Genomic DNA, 19,476 nt, shown 5'->3' on the forward strand with positions numbered 1-19,476 from the left:
GTGGCTGGTACGACGCCGGTGACCACGTCAAGTTCGGTTTTCCGATGGCCGCCAGCGCCACCATGTTGGCCTGGGGCGTGGTGGAGAACCGAGAAGCCTACGCGCAGACTGGCCAGCTGGAACATATCCAGAATAACCTGCGCTTTGTCGCCGATTATTTTGTCAAAGCGCACACCGCACCCAATGAACTCTGGGGACAGGTGGGTAATGGCGGTGCCGATCACGCCTGGTGGGGTTCGGCGGAGGTGATGCCGATGGCGCGCCCTTCCTACAAGGTGGATGCGAGCTGTCCCGGGTCAGACCTGGCCGGTGAGACCGCGGCGGCGCTGGCAGCAATGGCAATGGTATTCGAGCCAACAGATTCAGCCTATGCCAATAATCTGTTGCAGCACGCGGAGCAGCTTTACAGCTTTGCAGACAATTACCGCGGCAAGTACAGTGACTGCATCACCGATGCCACCAGTTACTATAACTCCTGGAGTGGCTATAACGACGAACTGGTGTGGGGTGCAGCGTGGCTGTATCGCGCGACCGGCAATCAAGCCTACCTCGACAAGGCCAACAACTACTACGACAACTTATCCACAGAGCAGCAATCCACCACCCGATCCTACAAGTGGACCCACGCCTGGGATGACAAGAGTTATGGCAGTTACGTGTTGATGTCACAACTCACGGACAATCCCCAGTATCGTGCCGATGCAGAGCGCTGGCTGGATTTCTGGACGACCGGCTACAACGGCAATCGGGTTTCCTATACTCCAGGCGGCCTCGCGCACCTTGACCAGTGGGGCGCGGCCCGCTACACATCCAATACTTCGTTTATCGCGCTGATCTATTCGGATTACCTGAACAGCAAGGATCCAGGCAATCCCCGGGCACAAACCTATTACGATTTTGCCGTAGGGCAGATGGAATATCTGCTGGGCGACAACCCGATGAATATGAGTTACCAGATCGGTTACGGTCTAATCTCTCCGACCTCCCCCCATCATCGCACTGCGCACGGTTCCTGGAACGACAGCCTTTCCGACCCTGTGGATAACCGGCACACCCTGGTCGGTGCACTGGTCGGAGGCCCGGATACCAGTGACAACTTCCAGAATGACCGAGGCGATTATGTGCTGAACGAAGTCGCCACCGATTACAACGCGGGCTTCACAGGAGCACTGGCAAGGTTGTGGCTCGACTTCGGTGGCAACCCGATACCCGAAGACAGTTTTCCAGCGCCGGAAAACCGCGACACAGAATTTTTTGTCGACGCCAAACTGAATTCCAGTGGCCCGCGCCATACGGAAATCAGCGCGCGGCCGCACAATCGCAGCGCCTGGCCGGCGCGGCTCACCGATAACCTGAGCCTGCGCTACTGGATCGATATTTCCGAACTGGTGGATGCGGGCTATTCCGCCAGCAACCTGCAGCTCTCCAGCGCCTACAGCCAGGCCAGCGGCTTCAGCGGACCGCACCCGTGGGGCGATCCCGCAGATAATATTTACTATGTCGAAGTCTCGTTCGCCGGTGTGGATATCTATCCCGGCGGTCAGTCGGAGAGTAAGAAGGAGGTCCAGTTCCGGGTGGCGGTTCCCGAGGGTTTGCCCTGGGATCCAAACAACGATCCATCCTGGGACAACTACGGCAGCAGCCGCGAGCAGGCCCCGCTAATCGCACTGTATGACGACGGCAATCTGATCTGGGGGCAGGAACCCGGCGAAGGCTGTGGTGGTGATTCCGGTATCAACTGCGCACCGACCGCGAACGATGTGAATGTCCAGACCGGCTTTGAATCCCAGGTAATGGTGACCCTGTCCGGTACAGACAGCGACGGCAGCATTACCGCGTACAACGTCGAAACAAGCCCGGCCAATGGCAGCCTGAGTGGCAGCGGTTCCGAGTTACTGTACACACCGGACGCCGGTTTCTTTGGCAGTGACGATTTCACTTACAGTGTTACCGACAACGGCGGTGCAGTCTCCCCCGCTGCGACGGTAACCATTAATGTGGAATCCCCACCCCTCCCCGCGGTAAGCATCACTTCGCCATCCAATGGCAGCACCTTCGCGGAAGGCCAGGACATTACCGTGCAGTACACCCTGCAGTTTGCAGACGGCGTCAACCTGTACCTCGATGGCCTACTAACCACAAGCGGCAGCGGTGCCACCGATCTGATAATCCCCGCCCCCGCTCTGGGCAATCACCAGATTGAACTGCGCGCAGTAGAGGATGGTGCGGAGCTGACTGCGGCCGACAGTATTTCCATTACCGTGGAGGCTGAATCCAGCGGCGGTGGCGATGGAGTAACCTGTGAAGCTATCAGCGCAGATACCTGGAATAACGGCTTTGTACTTAACAACGTCACCGTAACCAATGATGGCAATGAAGCCGTACAGAGCTGGGAAATCACCCTCACCTTTGCAGAGCCCATCACTCTGGTGAATGGCTGGAGCGGTGAATTCAGCCTGTCGCCGGACGGTCGTGAGGTATCGGTATCCAACGCGCCGTGGAATGGCGGGCTGCAACCAGGCGGTTCTACCGTGCTCGGGTTCCAAGGTGGCCACAGTGGCAGCTTTTCACTCCCGGAGTGCAGTAGCCACTAACCTCCTTGCCTTACCCACTTGAATATCCAAAACCCCACCACGCCCCCACAAGGCGTGGTGGGGTTATACAGCGCAATTCTTAACCACCAGCCTGAACGCCGTTGGGCCGAGCGTCCTGCTCACCAGTGGTTACCAGCTGTTCCCGCCTTTAAAGAGCCAGTCTTTGGCCGCTTTTCGTTGAATGGAAAACGAGAATTCGGATAAAAAGTACCATCGACTCATGTGGTATAACGTACCCATGGTGATCAACAGGAGCAGGCAGCTATCCGGCTACAGGTGTATCCAGCAGCAATGCTAAAGCGATCATTTTCAGGGGAAGCGATAACAATCCATAGGGAGAGTCGATGCCGTTCGATCTTTTTAAGCGCGTTTCAAAGGCGCCAACCAATCCCAAAGGCAATCCGCGCAAACGCAACTTCGATGTTGCCGACCTCTATCAAGGTCCACTTCAAAGTGAATTCGACACAACAGGACCAGGCGTCGCGCTCGACGAAAAGCTGCGCCAGGCATATTTCTGGATCGTCAACTCAGCGATTATTAGCCCTCACTACGATATCGAATACAACGATACACCTCCCCATAGCTTCATCGTTGGCGATAGCAAGCGCCGACTCACCCTCCCATCCGCACAAAGCTATTCCAGCTATGTGCTGCTGCCACTACTGACTTTCGCCACCCGACGCAAATGCCTGTTTGTCGGGGGGCCAGGACGGGGCAAGACCGCAAGCGCAATTTTGATGGGCGTACTGGCTGGCTACCCCGTCAAAGAAGTGCGTAGAGCCATGCAGCACGGTCACCCGCAAATGACAATTGCTGACTTACTTGGCAACCCGCTCCCGGCCGATCTGGTCGGCGCACAGCGCATGGAAGATATTCGCATTGCCTGGCGAAACTGGCTCGGTATGCGAGTGAAAATCATTGATGAATACAACCGTATACCTACCCGAACCCAAAGTGCTCTGCTGACGGTGATGGGGGACAATTATGCTGAAGTATTGAATCACGTGTACGAGTGCCCGGATTCAGCCTGGTACCTGACCGCAAATGACGATCAAGGCGGTGGTACCTACCAGGTAATTGAAGCGCTCCGAGACCGTATTGATGTCATCGTACAGGCATTGGCATTCAATCCACGTTTTCTGGGTGATCTTCTGGTGCGCATCGAAGAGGGCATCCGCCCGGAGGAGCTGGTGCCGAAGGAGATCGTGTTTAGCGAAGCGGAAATTGACCAGATCAACAAAGAGATCCTGCAAGTGGAGTTGCCGGCTCCACTGCGCCGACGTCTGGAATTTTTCACCAGTCAGTTTGAGCTGTCAGAAACTGCCGGCGCGCAATTTGAGTACATGACCAAGGACACCGCGCGATTGTCAGCGGTCGATTGGGCACAGCTGGTTGCATCGGACAACGGGCGTGATCGCCTTAAGGATCTGGGCTGCCAGACCCTGAATGGGCTCTCGGTTCGCAACCTGATGACCGTACTCATCTACGCCAAGGCGCTCGCCTACTTTCGCGGCAACAGTACGGTGGAACTGGAAGACCTACGTCAAATCTTGCCCTTCGTACTCAACGACAAACTGCGCCCTGACCTCGATGCCCCCTTCTTTTCCCAACCCCAGAACGCAGCCTATCGCAGCGACAGTATCAGCTGGCTACGCCAGCTCTTTGATCTTTCCAACGCCGAGTACGAAAGGCTTGGGCTCGATCAGGAAGACCCCGTGGAAAAACTGCAACAAGAGTTTAGTCTCGGCCTGGAGTCCGTCAGTGAGAGCGAGGCACGAACCCGTATCGGCAAGATCGAGCGTCTGGTTGCCGAATGGTGCAAGGGCAGAAAACTCTACGGCCATCTCTACGACGACCTGCTGAAGCTCAAATATCTGCATCAGCGTTATACGAATTATCTATATTGGCTGCGATCCCAGAAATGACTATCAGCCCAGAGTTTGCCGAAGTGCTGCGTGCCGGCCGGCTTGAATTTAATACGCGTGTAGCAGAGGCCCGCCGCCGCTACCCGAAGTTCGACCCCGAGCTGTTCAACCGCTTTCTTACGCACAACGTTGATCCAATCGTGGCAGCTGCCAACGATGAGTGCCGGGTCGGAATTACCAACGCGACATTCGACGTGGCACTCGACCTCGTAGGCCGTGAGCTCTGCGGAGCACATAGACGCGGCTTGCTACTCGATAAATTATGGAGGGAGGTGATCCCTGCACTGACCGGAATCTTGCCCCCCCAACCTGCACCACTAGTTTCTGCATTATGTAACGCGCTACTGAACCTCGAGGCCCAGGGCGCCCGCCCTGTTCAGTGGTTGCAAATATTACGAGAGCTGGGTCCGCTAGCATCGGCCGAAGAGTTAACCGATATCGGCCTTCTTGCTGCCTGGCGCTCCGGGGGCGCACAGTTTCGTCCAGCCGCACTGCGAATCGCCGCAGCACTGCCAGCTATAGCACAAGCGATGCTCGGATTACCCGAAACACCTGCGCTGGCCACACAATTAAGTGCGCTCGAAAGCAACCCATGGGCGCTTACCCCTGCAGACTCCACTTCCACAATACGCGAAATCGGTAAATTTAACGGCTATGGAGGCCAGTTCCCCGCGCCACCAATCGTGCGCGCCTGCGAACAGGGTTTTCTGGTAAAAAGTGAAAATCGCTACTTTCTCCTGCTTGTCGACAGCTTTGGAGAGGCTCTAATACCTGCCAGTGTCGAGGAATACGTTGCCGCGTCACACTATAAAGCGGCAGTTTCGCACGCGCCCAAACTGTATGATAGGTACCTGCGTACTCCACGCGGGCAGTTCGAGCACAACTTCTGCCACGACGATGTGCAGCTCGCCTGGAACGAACACAGCGTTGCCGTATTTTCTCCCTACAGTTTCTCGATTGGTGTGGTGCCCCTCACATGACAAGTACCGTCACGTCAGACTTGCTTGGCCACTGGCAGAAGGCCTGGCCCCAAGCGCTGGCGGTGTGGAGTCAGTTCACACGGCTATCTGATCCCCGTTTGTGCACGTCCACCGTGGCTGCCGCAAAGGAGGGCCTGAGTACTTCCTTCGCCATGATTCGTCTCGCGGACCAAAGTGTAGTGGTTGACCTGGAAGCCGTGCGCAAGCTCGGCCTAGAGGGGTACGCGATAGAAGTCCTCGCTCACGAAATCGGCCACCATGTTTTGGCACCGGCAAACGCCAGCGATCATTTCCGCTTGCTCGCCTGTATTCGCAAGGGGCTACCGACCCTGGAAAAACACGCGGCAGTGGTCGCCAATCTCTATACAGATCTGCTCATCAATGACCGTTTGCAACGTCAGGGTACTTTACGGATGCACGCGATTTACCAAAAGCTCGTGCGCGGCCAGCAGCGGATCACCAAGCCCGGTGTTTGGGCTCTTTACATGCGGATTTACGAGCACCTGTGGACGCTCGAACGCGGCACGCTTGGTATCGAAATAGAAGATCCTCTATTTGAAACCCACGCCTGGCTCGGCGCACGACTCGTGCGCGTGTACGCCAATGACTGGCTCACCGGCGGTGCCAGATTCGCGGCGCTTTTACTGCCCTACCTGCACGCGGCAGCGGAAGAGGAAGCAGCGACGCTGGAACACCTGCACGATACGCGCGAGGCGGGTATCGATTGTGAACCAAGTGGGCTCGTCGACTATGACGATAATGAATTGCAGGACCCGATCCATCCGGTCGAGGATCCGCTCATTAACGACAATATCACCGGCGACAACGATACCGATAAACCAGCCCCCTCTCTGACCGAAGAAAAGCTACCCAGTCGTGGGCAACGTCGCGAGCCGTTCGAGTACGGGGAGATACTACGTGCCGCCGGTCTCAAGCTTTCTAATAGCGACATGGCCGTACGCTATTATCGCGAGGCGGCGCTGCCCTACTTGATTCCCTTTCCAAAGAAAAAGGCATTCCAAAGCCTGGAACAGCAGATGGAAGGACTGGAAGCCTGGGAGCTCGGCGATGCCCTGGAGGAAATCGACTGGCTTGCCAGCCTTAGCCTCTCTCCCCAACCTGTGCCCGGTGTAACCACCATGAAGCGGCACTATGGAACAGCACCCGGCCCCGAACCAGACACCAAACCAATGGACCTCGACATTTATGTAGACAGCTCAGGGTCTATGCCCAATCCGCAACAACGTATCTCGTATATGGCATTGGCCGGAGCGGTGATCTGCCTTTCCGCCCTGCGCAGTGGCTCCCGGGTTCAGGCAACCCTGTGGAGCGGCAAGAACCAGTTCATCAGTACGCATGGATTTGTTCGAGACGAGGAAGCGATCTTGCGTATTCTCACGGGTCATTTTGGCGGAGCCACCGCCTTTCCGATTCACAAACTGCGCGATACCTTCAGCTCTCGTGGAGAGCATGAGCGAGATTGTCACATCCTGCATATTTCTGATGACGGTATTACCACAATGTTCAGTGAAGATGAGCGTGGTAACAGCGGCTGGGAGGTCGCCGCGCAAGCGCTGCAACGCGGCCGCGCGGGAGGAACCATGGCGCTGAACCTCTGGCAGGACTGGCGTTCCAGCGATACCCAATGTAGTAGAGATCTACAGAAGGCCCACAGTGAACAGGGCTGGCACATCCACATGGTCAATGACCTCGCACAACTAGTCGACTTCGCGCGTGAATTCAGCCGGCGTCATTACGGAGAGCGCGCATGAAAATGACCGGACCACCATTACAATCCGTTCTACAACGAATTACTGAGTGCCCCGCAGATTTCCTGGACGAACCACGTATTGGCAATAGGGGCCGCCTCGAAGTCGCCGCACTAGTTGCCGACCGCCTACGGCGCGCCGGATATCGTGTCAGCTCAGCGGAGTTGACAAGTTTCGACAGCAGGAACGACAAAGCAGACCGCAAGCACCTTCAGCTGGTCGCCCTGAGTTTATGGTTGCTCGATGCGGAGTGGGTTCATCATGCCCGGCTTACCGGCGCTAGCCTGTTGTCCCTGTTAGAAAAAGACATGGCGGAACTGGCGAAATCCAGCCAAGTAGACAAATGTCTGCATGACACCGAGCGACGCGAGGAATTCTCCCGCTTTGTGCTAGCGCGACTCGGTTACCGCCCCGAGGGAGAAAGCGAAGCCCAGGCAAGCGACCGCTTGAGTGCACTATCTAGCATCGAACGGCAGCGCCTCCTGAAAGAAAGCCAGGCAGCTGAACGCCGAGCCCGCGAAATCCGCGAAGCGCTTGCCCGCAAAGCGGCGGAAGAATCCGCGGATAAGTGGACCAGAGAATGACAGGCTATTTCGACACCGAGCGCTACCCGACCTTAAGTGAAGATGGCTGTCGAATGCTGCAATTTCTGCGCGAACATCCACAAGCTCCCCATTATCGGAACCAGAGTGGAAACCGCCTGCAGGTCGAAGACCTGATTGCGCTAGAGGCTTTCGAGCAGCAGGAAGCCTGCCGTCGACCGGAATGGAGCACACAACAGCCGCCTGATTGGCTGGACTCCTTCATAGCGCGAGCCTGGCATGAAGTACCGTACTATCGCGCACAGGGGGCCACACCCCGGTTTGCCGATATTGAACCGGTGAGTCGTGCCGACTTTAGTCGTGATATCGCGGCTTTCGTACCCGACAGCGTGCCAACTGAGCGCCTTATGAACTTCCGCACAACCGGCACCAGCGGCAACCCTTTACTATTGCCCTCGCATCCGCGGGTTGCCGCAAGCTATCTGAGCTTTCACCGCCGCGCCTTGCGCCGTATTGGTATCGAATTAACCCCCGGGCCTCAACAGGTCGGGGTGGTCCTGGTCGGCTTCCAACAACGCTGCTTCACCTACGTGTCGGTAACGCCACAAATGGGTGAGTCCGGACTCGCCAAGATCAACTTGCACCCCAATGACTGGCGCGACCCAGCGGATCGTGCCGCATACTTGGATGACCTGAATCCCGAGGTCTATACCGGCGACCCATTATCGTTTGCCGAACTGCTTACCTTGCCCCTGAAAGCTCGCCCGCGCGCACTCATATCAGTGGGCATGATGCTCTCAAACGGAATGCGCGCAACGCTCGAAGACCACTTTTCCGCACCCGTGCTCGACATCTACTCCATGAATGAAGCTGGCCCAATAGGAGTGTACGATAGAGAGCTCAATGGCCACCTCCTGCTGCAACCGGACCTGTACATAGAAGTTCTCGACCCGCAGGGGCAGCCCGTAGCCACGGGGGAACGTGGAGAAATCACCCTGACCGGTGGTTTTAATTTCTGCCTACCGTTAGTACGTTACCGAACCGGTGACTTTGCTGCACTGCATTTCACGAACGAAGGCCCATTACTGGCAGATCTATCTGGCCGCAAGCCGGTGCGGTTCCGCAGTGCCAGTGGGCACTGGCTAAACAATATTGATATTACTCATGCACTACAGCACTTGCCCCTGGCCCAGTTCGCCCTACACCAGAACCACGACGCAACACTGCACCTGCGGCTGGCGCCCGCTTCTATGATGTATGCTGAATCAGCGCGTCAATCTTTACAGGCCTTGTTCGAAACACCAGACATAACAGTCGGCACCATTGACAGTGAAGACAAAGTTTTACAGTACACCAGTAACCTTGAAGGTGCGGCTATCTAATGACAATCCTGGAAATCGCTGCCAGCGCGACAACAACCATTTCGATTCTGCTCGCCGGCCGAAATAGTATACATACCTGGTGGATAGGGATCATAGGCTGCATATTGTTCTGTATGCTGTTTTATCAGGCGAAGTTGTATGCCGACGCAGTACTACAGCTATTTTTTATTGGTGCCAGTGGATTTGGTTGGTGGCAATGGCTCTATGGTGAGCAAGGCCGTGAAAAGCCGATCAGCCGGGCTGGTCCGCGGAAAATCGCGCTGCTGGCACCAATAGGTATTCTGGTTACTGCGACCTATGGGTACTTGCTGCACTATTTTACCGACGCCTACGCGCCCTTTCTCGATTCGGGAATTCTGGTCTTCAGCGTCATCGGCCAATGGTTACTGATGCAACGCCGGCTTGAGTGCTGGCTATTCTGGCTGCTGGTCAATACCATTGCCATACCATTGTTCGCCAGTCGCGGACTCTATCTAACAGCATTTTTATACGGTGTTTACTGGATAAACGCGATCATCGCCTATCGTTACTGGCGAAGCCAGATGGTATCCAGCGAAAAATTTGGCTCAGTGATTGCGGGCACGGCCTGACATGAAGACCTTCAAACGCGGCCTGATAGTAGGAAAGTTCAGTCCCCTGCACTTGGGTCATGAATACTTAATCCGACAGGCAGAAGCAGAGTGCGATGAGGTAGTCCTGCTCAGCTGGAGTAATCCGGAACTTCCAGGCTGCGATCGTCACCGCCGCCAGTCCTGGCTGAGAAGGCGTTTTGCACATTTAAAATCGCTGGTATTGGACGAAGATCACTTACAAGCAGTAGCCAAAGAATCCAATCTGCATGCACTACCGTTACCAGCGAACGATGCGCCCGAACTGGAGTCGCGACACTTTGTAGGCTGGGTTTGTAAAAATCTCTTGCGCTACTACCCCGATGCCGTTTTTACCAGCGAGGATTACGGTGATGGATTCGCTGAATATCTGACACAGTATTTTCGCGACTGCGAAAAAGATTCTAAAGCTGTTGTCCATCGTTGTATCGACAAAGCCCGCCAAGTCGTGCCGATCTCTGGCACAGATCTACGCAAAGACCCTCATGGCCAGAGGACATTTCTCGCTCCTGAGATCTATGCGGATTTTGTCGAGCGCATCGCGCTTCTCGGTGGTGAATCAACCGGAAAGACCACACTGGCAGAGGCACTTGCAAGCGCACTTAATACTCGCTGGGTGGCAGAGTACGGTAGAGAATTGTGGGAAGAAAAAGGGGGGAATCTAATCTACCCTGATATGCTGCACATTGCGCAGACGCAAATTGCGAGAGAAGATAACCTCGCTGCATCTTCCCGACGCTATCTAATCTGCGACAGCAGCCCACTCACCACCTATTTCTATTCACTGGAGTTGTTTGATCGTTGCGAACCTGAGCTTCGCGTACTCGCGAAGCGTCAATATGCACAAGTATTCTTGTGCGCTGCTGATTTCGATTTTGTGCAAGATGGCACGCGGCGCGATAGCGAGTTCAGAAATGTCCAACAGTACTGGTATGAACAACAGCTGGCAGCTCGCAACATTCCCTACACCATCCTGCGCGGAAATGTCGAAAACCGAGTGCAACAGGCGTTAAACACGCTCGTCCCTCAGTCCAGAAGCTCCAATTGCGCGCATTCACCTGTAGTCGGTTGACGGCAAACATCCAGGTAATCCGTCATAACGTCAACTGTCCGTCGTAGGATCAGCCCACGGGGGGAATAAATCGAAACTCTTTTACATCAATGTAGTTCTCCGCATGCACCTGTCCTTCATGTTCGGTGCGAATAAACAAACCAACTTTGGCCCCAACCCAGCGGCCGCGACGGGACTGGAAGAGTTCTCCAAGCGCGCGGAAACGACCATTTTTTTTCTGGTAGCTGAGCACCGTTTGCCCCCCCTGGCTTACCGTCATACGCAGGGTCAGTTCACCGGATTGGATTCGCGTGTGTGGCTGGAAGTGTTCCGTGCACCCCTTGCGCGCATCGCGACAACTCACCTCACCGATTTCCACTTCGCCAGTACCCGGCAAGTTACGGAAGCCAATCCAGGCGTAATCTTCACCAAACATCAACAGGCCGCCCTCGGCCTCACCAAGCGACTCGGGGATTTCCAGCGTGGTCTGCAGGATAAATTCCGGGGCCGGCAGTTTTTGTAGTAACAGTGAAGGCTGCATCCACAGGTTGTCGTTCTCCGGATCGACATTCTGCTGAGCGAACAAACGCAGATAGCCTTCGCGTTCACTCAGGCTGAACCAATCTTCCTCATAGTTGGCATTCCACTGCCACTGCTGTGCCAGCTCGTCACTGGAGAAATCATCTGCAAACGGCAGGGTTTTTACCGGGCTTGGCTTACTCACTTCAGGTTTGCGGTAACTGGTCACCGGGTTGCCCACACCATCGCCATCCTCATCCACACCGATCACCGGCCAACCATCTTTCCATTGCATCGGCTGCAAATGCACGATACGGCCGTAGGGACCGCGGGCCTGGAAGTGGATAAACCAGTCTTCGCCGGCGGGGGTGTGTACCCAGGAACCCTGGTGTGGGCCATTGGTGATACTGTCCCCCTGCTCCATTACGATTCGATCTTCATAGGGGCCATAAATATTTTTCGATCGGAACACCGACTGCCAGCCCACCGGTACCCCACCCGCGGGCGCGAACACATAGTAGTACTCACCGCGTTTGTAAAACTTGGGGCCCTCGAGGGTGCGGTAGCCTTCCAGCTCGTGACCGTTGATGACGACCTCGCCTTCCGCTTCCACCTGGGTGCCGTCGGCAGACATTTTATGCAGCGTCAGGATATTGTTTTTTCCAGAACGGCTCTTTGCCCAACCGTGCAGCAGGTATGCCTGACCGTCGTCATCCCACATGGGTGTCGGGTCGATAATGCCCTTGCCCGGTAGGATCAGTTTTGGCTCGCTCCAACCCTGTTTGGGGTCGGTGGTATTGGTCATGTAGATACCGTGATCCGGATCGGGGAAAAAGATCCATAGCTTGTCATCGTGGTAGCGGATATTCGGCGCCCAGATCCCATTGCCGTGCTGCGGTTTGGCAAAGGTTTCCGCTGGGACATTTTTGTCCACCACGTAGTCAATCAGCTCCCAGTTCACCAGATCGGTGGAGTGCAGCAGCGGCAGGCCCGGTGAAGCGTTGAAGCTGGAGGCCGTCATGTAAAATTCATCGCCTACCGCGACCACATCCGGATCGGAATAATCTGCGTACAGGATGGGGTTCCGATAGTGGCCGTTGCCCAAGTCGGCCTGCCAAAGTGAAGTGGCACTCTCTGTTGAGGCAACCGCAGCACTTGAGCCTCCCTCAGCGCCTCCTTTCCCGCGTTCTGCGCAACCAATGGCGAGCAGCGTCATCATGGCAACAGGCGCCATCAAACTGCAAACGTTTACATTCAACTTCATACATCACCCCATCGTTATCGTTTTACTGGACTGGAAGTGCGCCGGAATCGGCGGTGAGAATCTGGCAGACCAGTTTATCTTTGGTCATACCAAAACCTCAAGGGTTGATAGAGACGACAGGGAAATCTGTGAAGGATGCGCCGGAGCGGGAAAAGAGGCGGGAACGGAAATTCATTGAAGCGGGCCGCACGTAGACGAGCGGCCCGCCCAGCCGAGACAAGGGCGATCAGTACTTAACGCTACATCCGTAGGCGCGGGAAGAAGCCGTAGCCACTGCATTGCCCGCCAGTGAAGCATCCAGGGCTGCGGCCACGTAATTATTGGAGTCCGGGATCACTGCGGGATTGGCCGAGTCATTGTCATCAATGGCACCGGCGTAGACCACCTCCCCCTTCGGGTTGATGATGAACATATGCGGTGTGGTTTTGGCTCCGTAAGCGCGGCCCATACTGCCATCGGTATCCAGCAGGAACGGGGCGCTGGCATTCAGCTTGTGACTCGCGGCCACCTCCTGCGCCTGCGCGGGTTCCAGATAGCCCTGCTTGCCCTTGGCGGATGAAATCACGGTCAGCCAGTTGATATCCGCATCGGTGTATTTCTTCTGCAGTGCCTGCATATTGCCGCTGCCGTAATGTTTGCGCACATAGGGGCAGTCCTTGTTGAACCACTCAAGCACCAGCCACTCGCCTTTGTAATCCTCCAGGCTGCGGGTCTCTCCTGCCGCGTCTACTTCAGTGAAGTCCGGTGCTTTTTCTCCGGGTACCGCCACAGCCATGGCCAGCGCGGGTAGTGCAAACAGCGCAGCGCCACTCAGCACATTGCGGAAAAAACGTTTACCACTCATACCTTGTGTATTCACGATCACGCATCCTCTTGGTTGAAAAAATCATTCCGGGTTGAACAGTGCTTCGATCATCTCTGCTTTCAGTATCTGCGGCAGTAATACCGGCGTGCGCTCCCCCGGGGCATACCACGCATAAACCGGCACCGAGTTTCTTCCCAGCTCCCCCAGTGCGCGGGTTATTTCCGGATCCTGGTCGGTCCAGTCTGCGCGCACCAGAAATACGTCATTTTTCCGGAACAACGCCTCGACGCCCTCGGACTCCAGCACCAGCTTTTTGTTCACCTGACAGGTAATACACCAGGCGGCGGTGTAGTCGATAAACACGGCCTGGTTGCGCGCCAGAGCCTGATTGATCGCATTGCGATTGTACGGTTGCCAGCCAGCTTCAGACTCGGTCTGTGCGCTTTTCACGCCACTACCGTTTTGCTGCAATTTACTGACCGCGCCAAAACTCATCACCAGCGCGGCGAGGACCAGAGCCCAGGCAATCCAGCGACTGCCCCGAAACTGGTGGCGGCCCAGCCAGAAGGCAAACACCACTGCCAGCATTAGCAGGGCGCTGATCAGCCAGCCGCTTTCACCAATCAACCGACCCAGCACCCACATCAGCCAGATCACCGTGGCATAGAGCGGGAAGGCAAGGAACTGCCGCAGTGTCTCCATCCAGGGACCCGGCGCGGGCAGACGATTGAGCAGCGCGGGAAAGACGCACAGCAGCACAAATGGCAGCGCCAGGCCCACCCCCAAACCGAGGAAAATTGCCATGGCACCGTAGGCCGGCAGCAGAGTCGCCGCGCCCAGAGCGGCCCCCATAAATGGGCCGGTGCAGGGCGCGGCGACAAACACTGCCAATACGCCGGTCACAAACGCACCACCGCGGCTGTTCCCCGCCAGGTTCATCAGGTGGTGCCCGAATTCATACAGGCCGCTGAACGACAGCGCCATTACCCAGAACAGCAGAATCAGCCCCAGTACCACCGGCGCCGATTGCAGCTGGAACCCCCAGCCAATGGCTGCACCGCCCGCACGCAGGATAAGTAACAGCGCACCCAGTGCAGCAAAAGTCACCAGCACACCCGCAGCGTAGCGCAGGCCTTCCTTGAGACGGCCCGAGGCCGCGGCCTCCGGCCCCATCAGGCCAAACAGTTTGATCGACAATACCGGGAATACGCAGGGCATCAGATTGAGGATGGCACCACCGGCAATAGCGGCGACAACCAGCAGCCACAAAGGTTGACCGCCGTCGACAGGCGCGGGTTGCGACGCCGGTGCGCTGGAGGACGGCGCCTGAACTTCTACATCCTCGAGCTGCCAGGCGCGCTCGCCGTCGCTGACAACGAATCCAGTGGCGGGGGTCACCGGCGCGCCGGGCACCCGCTGGAAGGTGTAGCGGATGGTGTTTTCCGATTGCTCAACCTGGGGCGCCTTGGCGGTAAGCAAGCCGCCATCGACGGGGAAGACATTCGGCGCTGGCCTTTCCCTGGCGCTCTCGCCCGCTTCCAGAATCAGTTGCAGGGAATCCCCCTCTGGTGCGGCGGAAACCTGGCCGACGGTCCAGGGGAAATTTCCGGCATCGGCGGCCCCAGGCACCCGGGCGGCGAACCGGTCCCGCAGCGCCTTGTCCTGTGGCGACCACTGTACGGCATCCCCCACAGGGCGCGACAGGATCATGGTGCCGTAGCCGGGGATGCAATCCACCTTGCACACCAGCCATTCGAGGTTCACCACCAGCTCCATGCGCGAAGCGTTGGGCTTTACCGCCAACAGATAGGCGACGTCGCCTGCATAACCCAGGTTGGTCAGGTGCTCGATGGGCAACCGTACGGGAAATGGCCACTGAATCTCCCCTACATCGCCACTGGCGCCGACAAAATCGAAGCGCGGCGCGGCGCCGGAATCGCCGGCGTTGCGCCAGTACACATGCCAGCCGGGGTCGACCTCGAAATAGAAACCGATGGTTTCAGTTGCATCGGCGAAGGTATCCGGCGCCAGCCAGCGCACTTTTACGTGATCGCCGGAGGCAGTTTCCTGTGTGGCATCCGCAGAACTTGCGCCGGCGAGGCCCCAGAGAAAAAAGGACAGAAGAAACACCGACAAGGATTTCAAAGACAACTGACACCCCACTTTGCAGCAACCAATGCACTTCACCCGCTATTCGTTTATGTACTCTGCAGTCATTCAAATGGATTACCCCCGCGGCTGCAACTGGAATGGGGTGGGAGGGCGATAGAAAGAGAATAAGCGCAGTCAGACAGCGCCGGCCCGTACTGCGGACTCCAGCGGTCACTTTCGCGGATGAAAAAACACGCCAACCACTGATAAAATCAGGGACTTCCAACCCGCCAACGCACAAGGCCCCCATGTCCAGTAACTCTTCAGTAGCTTCCGCCGAATCCATCCGCCTGACCCAGTACAGTCACGGTGCTGGCTGCGGCTGTAAAATAGCGCCTGCGGTGCTCGACAAGATTCTCGCGGACAGCGGCACCCAGCTCGCAGATACCAACCTCTGGGTGGGCAATAGCTCCCGCGATGATGCTGCCGTGTACGCGTTGGACGAGGAGCGCGGGGTAGTGTCTACCACTGATTTCTTTATGCCGATCGTAGATGATCCCTACGACTTCGGCCGAATTGCCGCCACCAACGCCATTAGCGACATCTATGCCATGGGGGCAGACCCGCTAATGGCCATCGCTATTCTCGGCTGGCCAGTAAACGTGCTGCCGCCGGAAGTGGCGCGGGAAGTGATCCGCGGCGGTCGCGCCGTGTGCGAGGCCGCGGGCATCCCGCTGGCAGGTGGCCACTCCATCGACGCCCCGGAACCCATTTTCGGCCTGGCGGTGACCGGGGTGGTGGAAAAACGCCTGCTGAAGCGCAATGACACCGCTACCGCGGGCTGCAAACTGTATCTGACCAAGCCCCTCGGCATCGGTGTACTCACCACCGCAGAAAAGCAGGGCAAACTGCGTGCGGAAGACGCCGGTGTGGCGCGCGATCTGATGTGCACGCTCAATCGCCCCGGCAGCCGTTTCGCACGGCAATCCGGCGTCACCGCGATGACCGACGTCACCGGTTTCGGCCTGCTCGGCCACCTGGTGGAACTGGCGGACGGCAGCGGCCTGTGTGCCGAGCTCGAATTCAATGCCGTGCCCCGGATTGCCAGCGTGCCCCACTATCTCGAGCAGGGTTGTATTCCCGGCGGTACCGGGCGCAACTTTGAAAGCTACGGGCACCGGGTTCGCCTGCAGGAAGATAGCCAGCACCAGTTGCTGTGCGATCCGCAGACCAGCGGCGGATTGCTGGTCGCTGTCACCCAGGAAGGTGAAGCAGAGTTTCTCGCCGCCGCTCAGGAACTGGGCCTGCAGCTGGCACCGATCGGCGAGCTTAAATCCCGGGAAGACGCCGGCCACGATTTCGCGGTGACCGTTCGATGAGTGCAGCGAAAGAACCGAGGCCCGATAGCGCCGATTTCCGCGAGATATTCCTGCACGACGTACCGATGATCGATACCCGCGCGCCGGTGGAATTCAACAAAGGCTCTTTTCCCAACGCGGTTAACCTGCCGCTGATGACCGATATCGAACGCCAGAAGGTGGGCACCTGCTACAAGCAACAGGGGCAACAGGCCGCTATTGCCCTCGGCCATACACTGGTCAGCGGCAAAACCAAGGAGACCCGGGTCAATGCCTGGGCGGACTTTGCCCGCGCCCACCCGGAAGGGTATCTATTCTGTTTTCGCGGCGGCCTGCGCTCCCAGATCAGCCAGCAGTGGCTCAACGAAGCCGGTGTTCCCTATCCGAGGATTACCGGCGGCTACAAAGCGATGCGCACCTTCCTGATCGAGGAAATCGAAAGTGCCGTGCGCGAATGCAGTTTCACCCTGGTCGGCGGCATGACCGGTACCGGTAAAACCGAAGTGCTGATGCAGCTGGACAATGCCGTGGACCTTGAGGGCCACGCCAACCATCGCGGCTCCAGCTTCGGCAAGCGGGCTACCGCACAGCCGCCACAGATCGCGTTTGAAAATGCGCTGGCGGTGGATTTTCTCAAGCGCCGTGCTGCGGGCCAAAGCCACTTTGTGCTGGAAGACGAAAGTCGCCTGATCGGCCGCTGCTCCTTGCCGCTTTCCCTGCATCAGGACATGGGCAACTATCCGCTGGTATGGCTGGACGACACCCTGGAAGGCCGCGTCGAGCGGATCCTGAAGGATTACGTGGTCGACCTGTGCGCGGAGTTTGTTAACCTGCACGGTGCCGAAGAAGGGCCTACGGCTTTTGCCCAGGCGCTGCGCCAGAATCTTGCCAACATCACCAAGCGTCTCGGCGGCCAGCGCTACAAGGAGCTGGACACCATCATGCAGGAGGCGCTGCAACAGCAGGTTGCCGATGGCAACGTGGACCGCCACCGCGACTGGATCACTGCGCTGCTGCGGGATTACTACGATCCCATGTACGTGTACCAGGCGGAGAAGAAAGCGGCGCGGATTATATTCCGCGGCAACCAGCAGGAAGTGGTGGAATATCTGCGCGCGCAAGTGAAATAAAATAAGCTAGGTTATTTCCGACAATCCGTTAATCGTTTTTTCCACTATTGAACTGGAGAACTCGCATGTTTAATCGTGCCCCTCAGCATTGGGCAAAGGCGCTTATTGCTCTTTGCCTGCTCCCCCTCACCCTGCTGTTCGGTGCTACCGCCAGCGCTGATGAATCCAGCCCGAAGATACTGCGTGTCTCCGCAATTCCTGATGAAGCCCCCACGGAACTGCTGCGCAAGTTCAAGCCACTGGGTACTTATCTGGAACAACAGCTGGGACTGCAGGTGAAATTCATTCCGGTGACCGACTATGCTGCGGTGGTGGAAAGCCTGGCGGCCGACCGCGTCGACCTCGCCTGGCTCGGGGGGTTCACCTTTGTACAGGCGCGCCTGAAAACCGGTAACGCCATACCCCTGGTACAGCGGGAACAGGATCGTCAGTTCACCAGTAAGTTCATCACCGCTGACCCCGCAGTAAAAACCCTGCAGGACCTGAAGGGCAAAAGCTTTGTCTTTGGCTCCATCTCTTCCACCTCCGGCAGCCTGATGCCACGTTATTTCATGGCCAAAGACGGTATCAAACCGGAAACTTTCTTTGGTCGGGTGGCCTACTCCGGCGCCCACGACGCCACCGCTGCCTGGGTTCAGGCAGGCAAGGCGGATGCGGGCGTGCTGAATGCCTCGGTGTGGGACAAGCTGGTAGCCAGTGGCAAGGTGGATACCGATAAGGTGCGGGTACTGGCCACGACCCCGCCCTACTTCGATTACAACTGGACAGTGCGTGGCGATCTCTCCCCGGCGCTAAGCGCAAAAATCAAGGCAGCTTTTCTGGCGCTGGACCCGGCCAACCCTGAACACAAGGCCATTCTCGATTTACAGGCCGCAGAGCGGTTTATCAAAACGGCTCCGGAAAACTACCAGTCCATTGAAGATGCGGCACGCTCGGTGGGCCTGCTGAAATGAATATCGCGTTGCGCGGTGTCGGCGTGACCTTCACGCGCGCCACTACCGCGCTCCAGAACCAGGCTCAGGTAAAGCCCGCGCTGGATAATATTACGCTCGCCATCAATGAAGGTGAGCAGGTAGCGATAATCGGGCCTTCCGGTGCCGGTAAAAGCACACTGCTGCGCCTGCTGGCGACCGCGCAGCAGCCCGACACCGGCGAGATCGGCCTTCTCAATACTTCCCCCTGGTCCATCAGCAGTGGCGTGCGCCAGAAACTGCGCGCACGAATCGGTCTGATTCAACAATCGCCTCCTCTGCCACCGCGGCAGCGTGTGGTGACTGCCGTCGCCGCGGGCCGCGCAGGCCAGTGGTCGCGATTGAAGGGATTGCTCAACCTGATCTATCCCATGGATATTCCAAATATCCGCACAACCCTGGCGAAACTGGATCTGGCGGAAAAAATATTCGAGCGCTGTGATCAACTTTCTGGAGGACAATTGCAGCGTGTCGCCATCGCCCGCGC

Annotated in this window: 15 protein-coding genes; 12 read left to right on the forward strand and 3 right to left on the reverse strand. The window is 57.3% G+C overall.

Annotated features, from left to right (window positions below; genetic code table 11):
* From B4U49_RS05175 to B4U49_RS05210, 8 genes are all read left to right on the forward strand, one after another.
* On the forward strand, positions 1-2,594 hold a 2,594-nt coding region (locus tag B4U49_RS05175), incomplete at its 5' end, for a glycoside hydrolase family 9 protein (protein ID WP_143735540.1).
* A 344-nt stretch (positions 2,595-2,938) separates the two neighbouring features.
* Positions 2,939-4,519, forward strand: coding sequence for an AAA family ATPase (locus tag B4U49_RS05180; RefSeq protein ID WP_078083513.1), 1,581 nt, complete (start codon positions 2,939-2,941; stop codon positions 4,517-4,519).
* The gene (locus B4U49_RS05185; protein WP_078083514.1) at positions 4,516-5,499 is read left to right on the forward strand and encodes a hypothetical protein; all 984 of its coding nucleotides are present in this window, start codon (positions 4,516-4,518) and stop codon (positions 5,497-5,499) included. The genes B4U49_RS05180 and B4U49_RS05185 overlap by 4 nt, the downstream gene beginning before the upstream one ends.
* Positions 5,496-7,271, forward strand: coding sequence for a VWA domain-containing protein (locus B4U49_RS05190; protein ID WP_078083515.1), 1,776 nt, complete (start codon positions 5,496-5,498; stop codon positions 7,269-7,271). The genes B4U49_RS05185 and B4U49_RS05190 overlap by 4 nt, the downstream gene beginning before the upstream one ends.
* Entirely contained in the window at positions 7,268-7,852 is a 585-nt protein-coding gene (locus B4U49_RS05195) for a hypothetical protein (RefSeq protein WP_078083516.1), read from the forward strand. Before B4U49_RS05190 ends, B4U49_RS05195 begins: the two co-directional genes overlap by 4 nt.
* On the forward strand, positions 7,849-9,192 hold the full coding sequence (locus tag B4U49_RS05200; protein ID WP_078083517.1) for an AMP-binding protein: 1,344 nt from the start codon (positions 7,849-7,851) through the stop codon (positions 9,190-9,192). The genes B4U49_RS05195 and B4U49_RS05200 overlap by 4 nt, the downstream gene beginning before the upstream one ends.
* The gene (gene pnuC, locus B4U49_RS05205) at positions 9,192-9,782 is read left to right on the forward strand and encodes a nicotinamide riboside transporter PnuC (protein WP_078083518.1); all 591 of its coding nucleotides are present in this window, start codon (positions 9,192-9,194) and stop codon (positions 9,780-9,782) included. The genes B4U49_RS05200 and pnuC overlap by 1 nt, the downstream gene beginning before the upstream one ends.
* Before the next feature lies 1 nt (position 9,783).
* Entirely contained in the window at positions 9,784-10,872 is a 1,089-nt protein-coding gene (locus B4U49_RS05210; protein ID WP_078083519.1) for an AAA family ATPase, read from the forward strand.
* A 49-nt stretch (positions 10,873-10,921) separates the two neighbouring features.
* Here B4U49_RS05210 and B4U49_RS05215 read toward each other — a convergent pair whose 3' ends face one another.
* The 3 genes from B4U49_RS05215 to B4U49_RS05225 form a co-directional block, all read right to left on the reverse strand.
* On the reverse strand, positions 10,922-12,634 hold the full coding sequence (locus tag B4U49_RS05215; RefSeq protein WP_078083520.1) for a glycoside hydrolase family 43 protein: 1,713 nt from the start codon (positions 12,632-12,634) through the stop codon (positions 10,922-10,924).
* Positions 12,635-12,860: 226 nt separating this feature from the next.
* Entirely contained in the window at positions 12,861-13,493 is a 633-nt protein-coding gene (locus B4U49_RS05220) for a thioredoxin family protein (protein WP_239692477.1), read from the reverse strand.
* A gap of 27 nt (positions 13,494-13,520) precedes the next feature.
* Positions 13,521-15,590 (reverse strand): protein-disulfide reductase DsbD family protein, encoded by a 2,070-nt coding sequence (locus tag B4U49_RS05225; protein ID WP_078083521.1) that lies wholly within the window; start codon positions 15,588-15,590, stop codon positions 13,521-13,523.
* A gap of 248 nt (positions 15,591-15,838) precedes the next feature.
* On the opposite strand from B4U49_RS05225, the gene selD reads away from it, so the two are divergent.
* From selD to B4U49_RS05245, 4 genes are all read left to right on the forward strand, one after another.
* On the forward strand, positions 15,839-16,909 hold the full coding sequence (selD, locus tag B4U49_RS05230; RefSeq protein WP_078083522.1) for a selenide, water dikinase SelD: 1,071 nt from the start codon (positions 15,839-15,841) through the stop codon (positions 16,907-16,909).
* Positions 16,906-18,018 (forward strand): tRNA 2-selenouridine(34) synthase MnmH, encoded by a 1,113-nt coding sequence (gene mnmH / locus B4U49_RS05235; protein ID WP_078083523.1) that lies wholly within the window; start codon positions 16,906-16,908, stop codon positions 18,016-18,018. The genes selD and mnmH overlap by 4 nt, the downstream gene beginning before the upstream one ends.
* Before the next feature lie 65 nt (positions 18,019-18,083).
* Positions 18,084-18,971: a putative selenate ABC transporter substrate-binding protein gene (locus tag B4U49_RS05240; protein WP_078083524.1), complete on the forward strand. Its 888-nt coding sequence runs from the start codon at positions 18,084-18,086 to the stop codon at positions 18,969-18,971.
* Positions 18,968-19,476, forward strand: a 509-nt coding sequence (locus B4U49_RS05245; protein ID WP_143735541.1) for an ATP-binding cassette domain-containing protein, incomplete at its 3' end; no start/stop codon positions are given. The genes B4U49_RS05240 and B4U49_RS05245, both read left to right, overlap by 4 nt.

Source organism: Microbulbifer mangrovi (assembly GCF_002009015.1).
In the GTDB taxonomy this organism is placed as follows: domain Bacteria; phylum Pseudomonadota; class Gammaproteobacteria; order Pseudomonadales; family Cellvibrionaceae; genus Microbulbifer; species Microbulbifer mangrovi.

Bases quoted from the DNA above. Each gene is read 5' to 3' on its own strand.
- B4U49_RS05200 (WP_078083517.1), top strand. From the start codon at position 7,849: ATGACAGGCTATTTCGACACCGAGCGCTACCCGACCTTAAGTGAAGAT.
- B4U49_RS05185 (WP_078083514.1), top strand. From the start codon at position 4,516: ATGACTATCAGCCCAGAGTTTGCCGAAGTGCTGCGTGCCGGCCGGCTT.
- B4U49_RS05210 (WP_078083519.1), top strand. From the start codon at position 9,784: ATGAAGACCTTCAAACGCGGCCTGATAGTAGGAAAGTTCAGTCCCCTG.
- mnmH (WP_078083523.1), top strand. From the start codon at position 16,906: ATGAGTGCAGCGAAAGAACCGAGGCCCGATAGCGCCGATTTCCGCGAG.
- B4U49_RS05190 (WP_078083515.1), top strand. From the start codon at position 5,496: ATGACAAGTACCGTCACGTCAGACTTGCTTGGCCACTGGCAGAAGGCC.
- pnuC (WP_078083518.1), top strand. From the start codon at position 9,192: ATGACAATCCTGGAAATCGCTGCCAGCGCGACAACAACCATTTCGATT.
- B4U49_RS05180 (WP_078083513.1), top strand. From the start codon at position 2,939: ATGCCGTTCGATCTTTTTAAGCGCGTTTCAAAGGCGCCAACCAATCCC.
- B4U49_RS05215 (WP_078083520.1), bottom strand. From the start codon at position 12,634: ATGAAGTTGAATGTAAACGTTTGCAGTTTGATGGCGCCTGTTGCCATG.
- selD (WP_078083522.1), top strand. From the start codon at position 15,839: ATGTCCAGTAACTCTTCAGTAGCTTCCGCCGAATCCATCCGCCTGACC.
- B4U49_RS05240 (WP_078083524.1), top strand. From the start codon at position 18,084: ATGTTTAATCGTGCCCCTCAGCATTGGGCAAAGGCGCTTATTGCTCTT.
- B4U49_RS05195 (WP_078083516.1), top strand. From the start codon at position 7,268: ATGAAAATGACCGGACCACCATTACAATCCGTTCTACAACGAATTACT.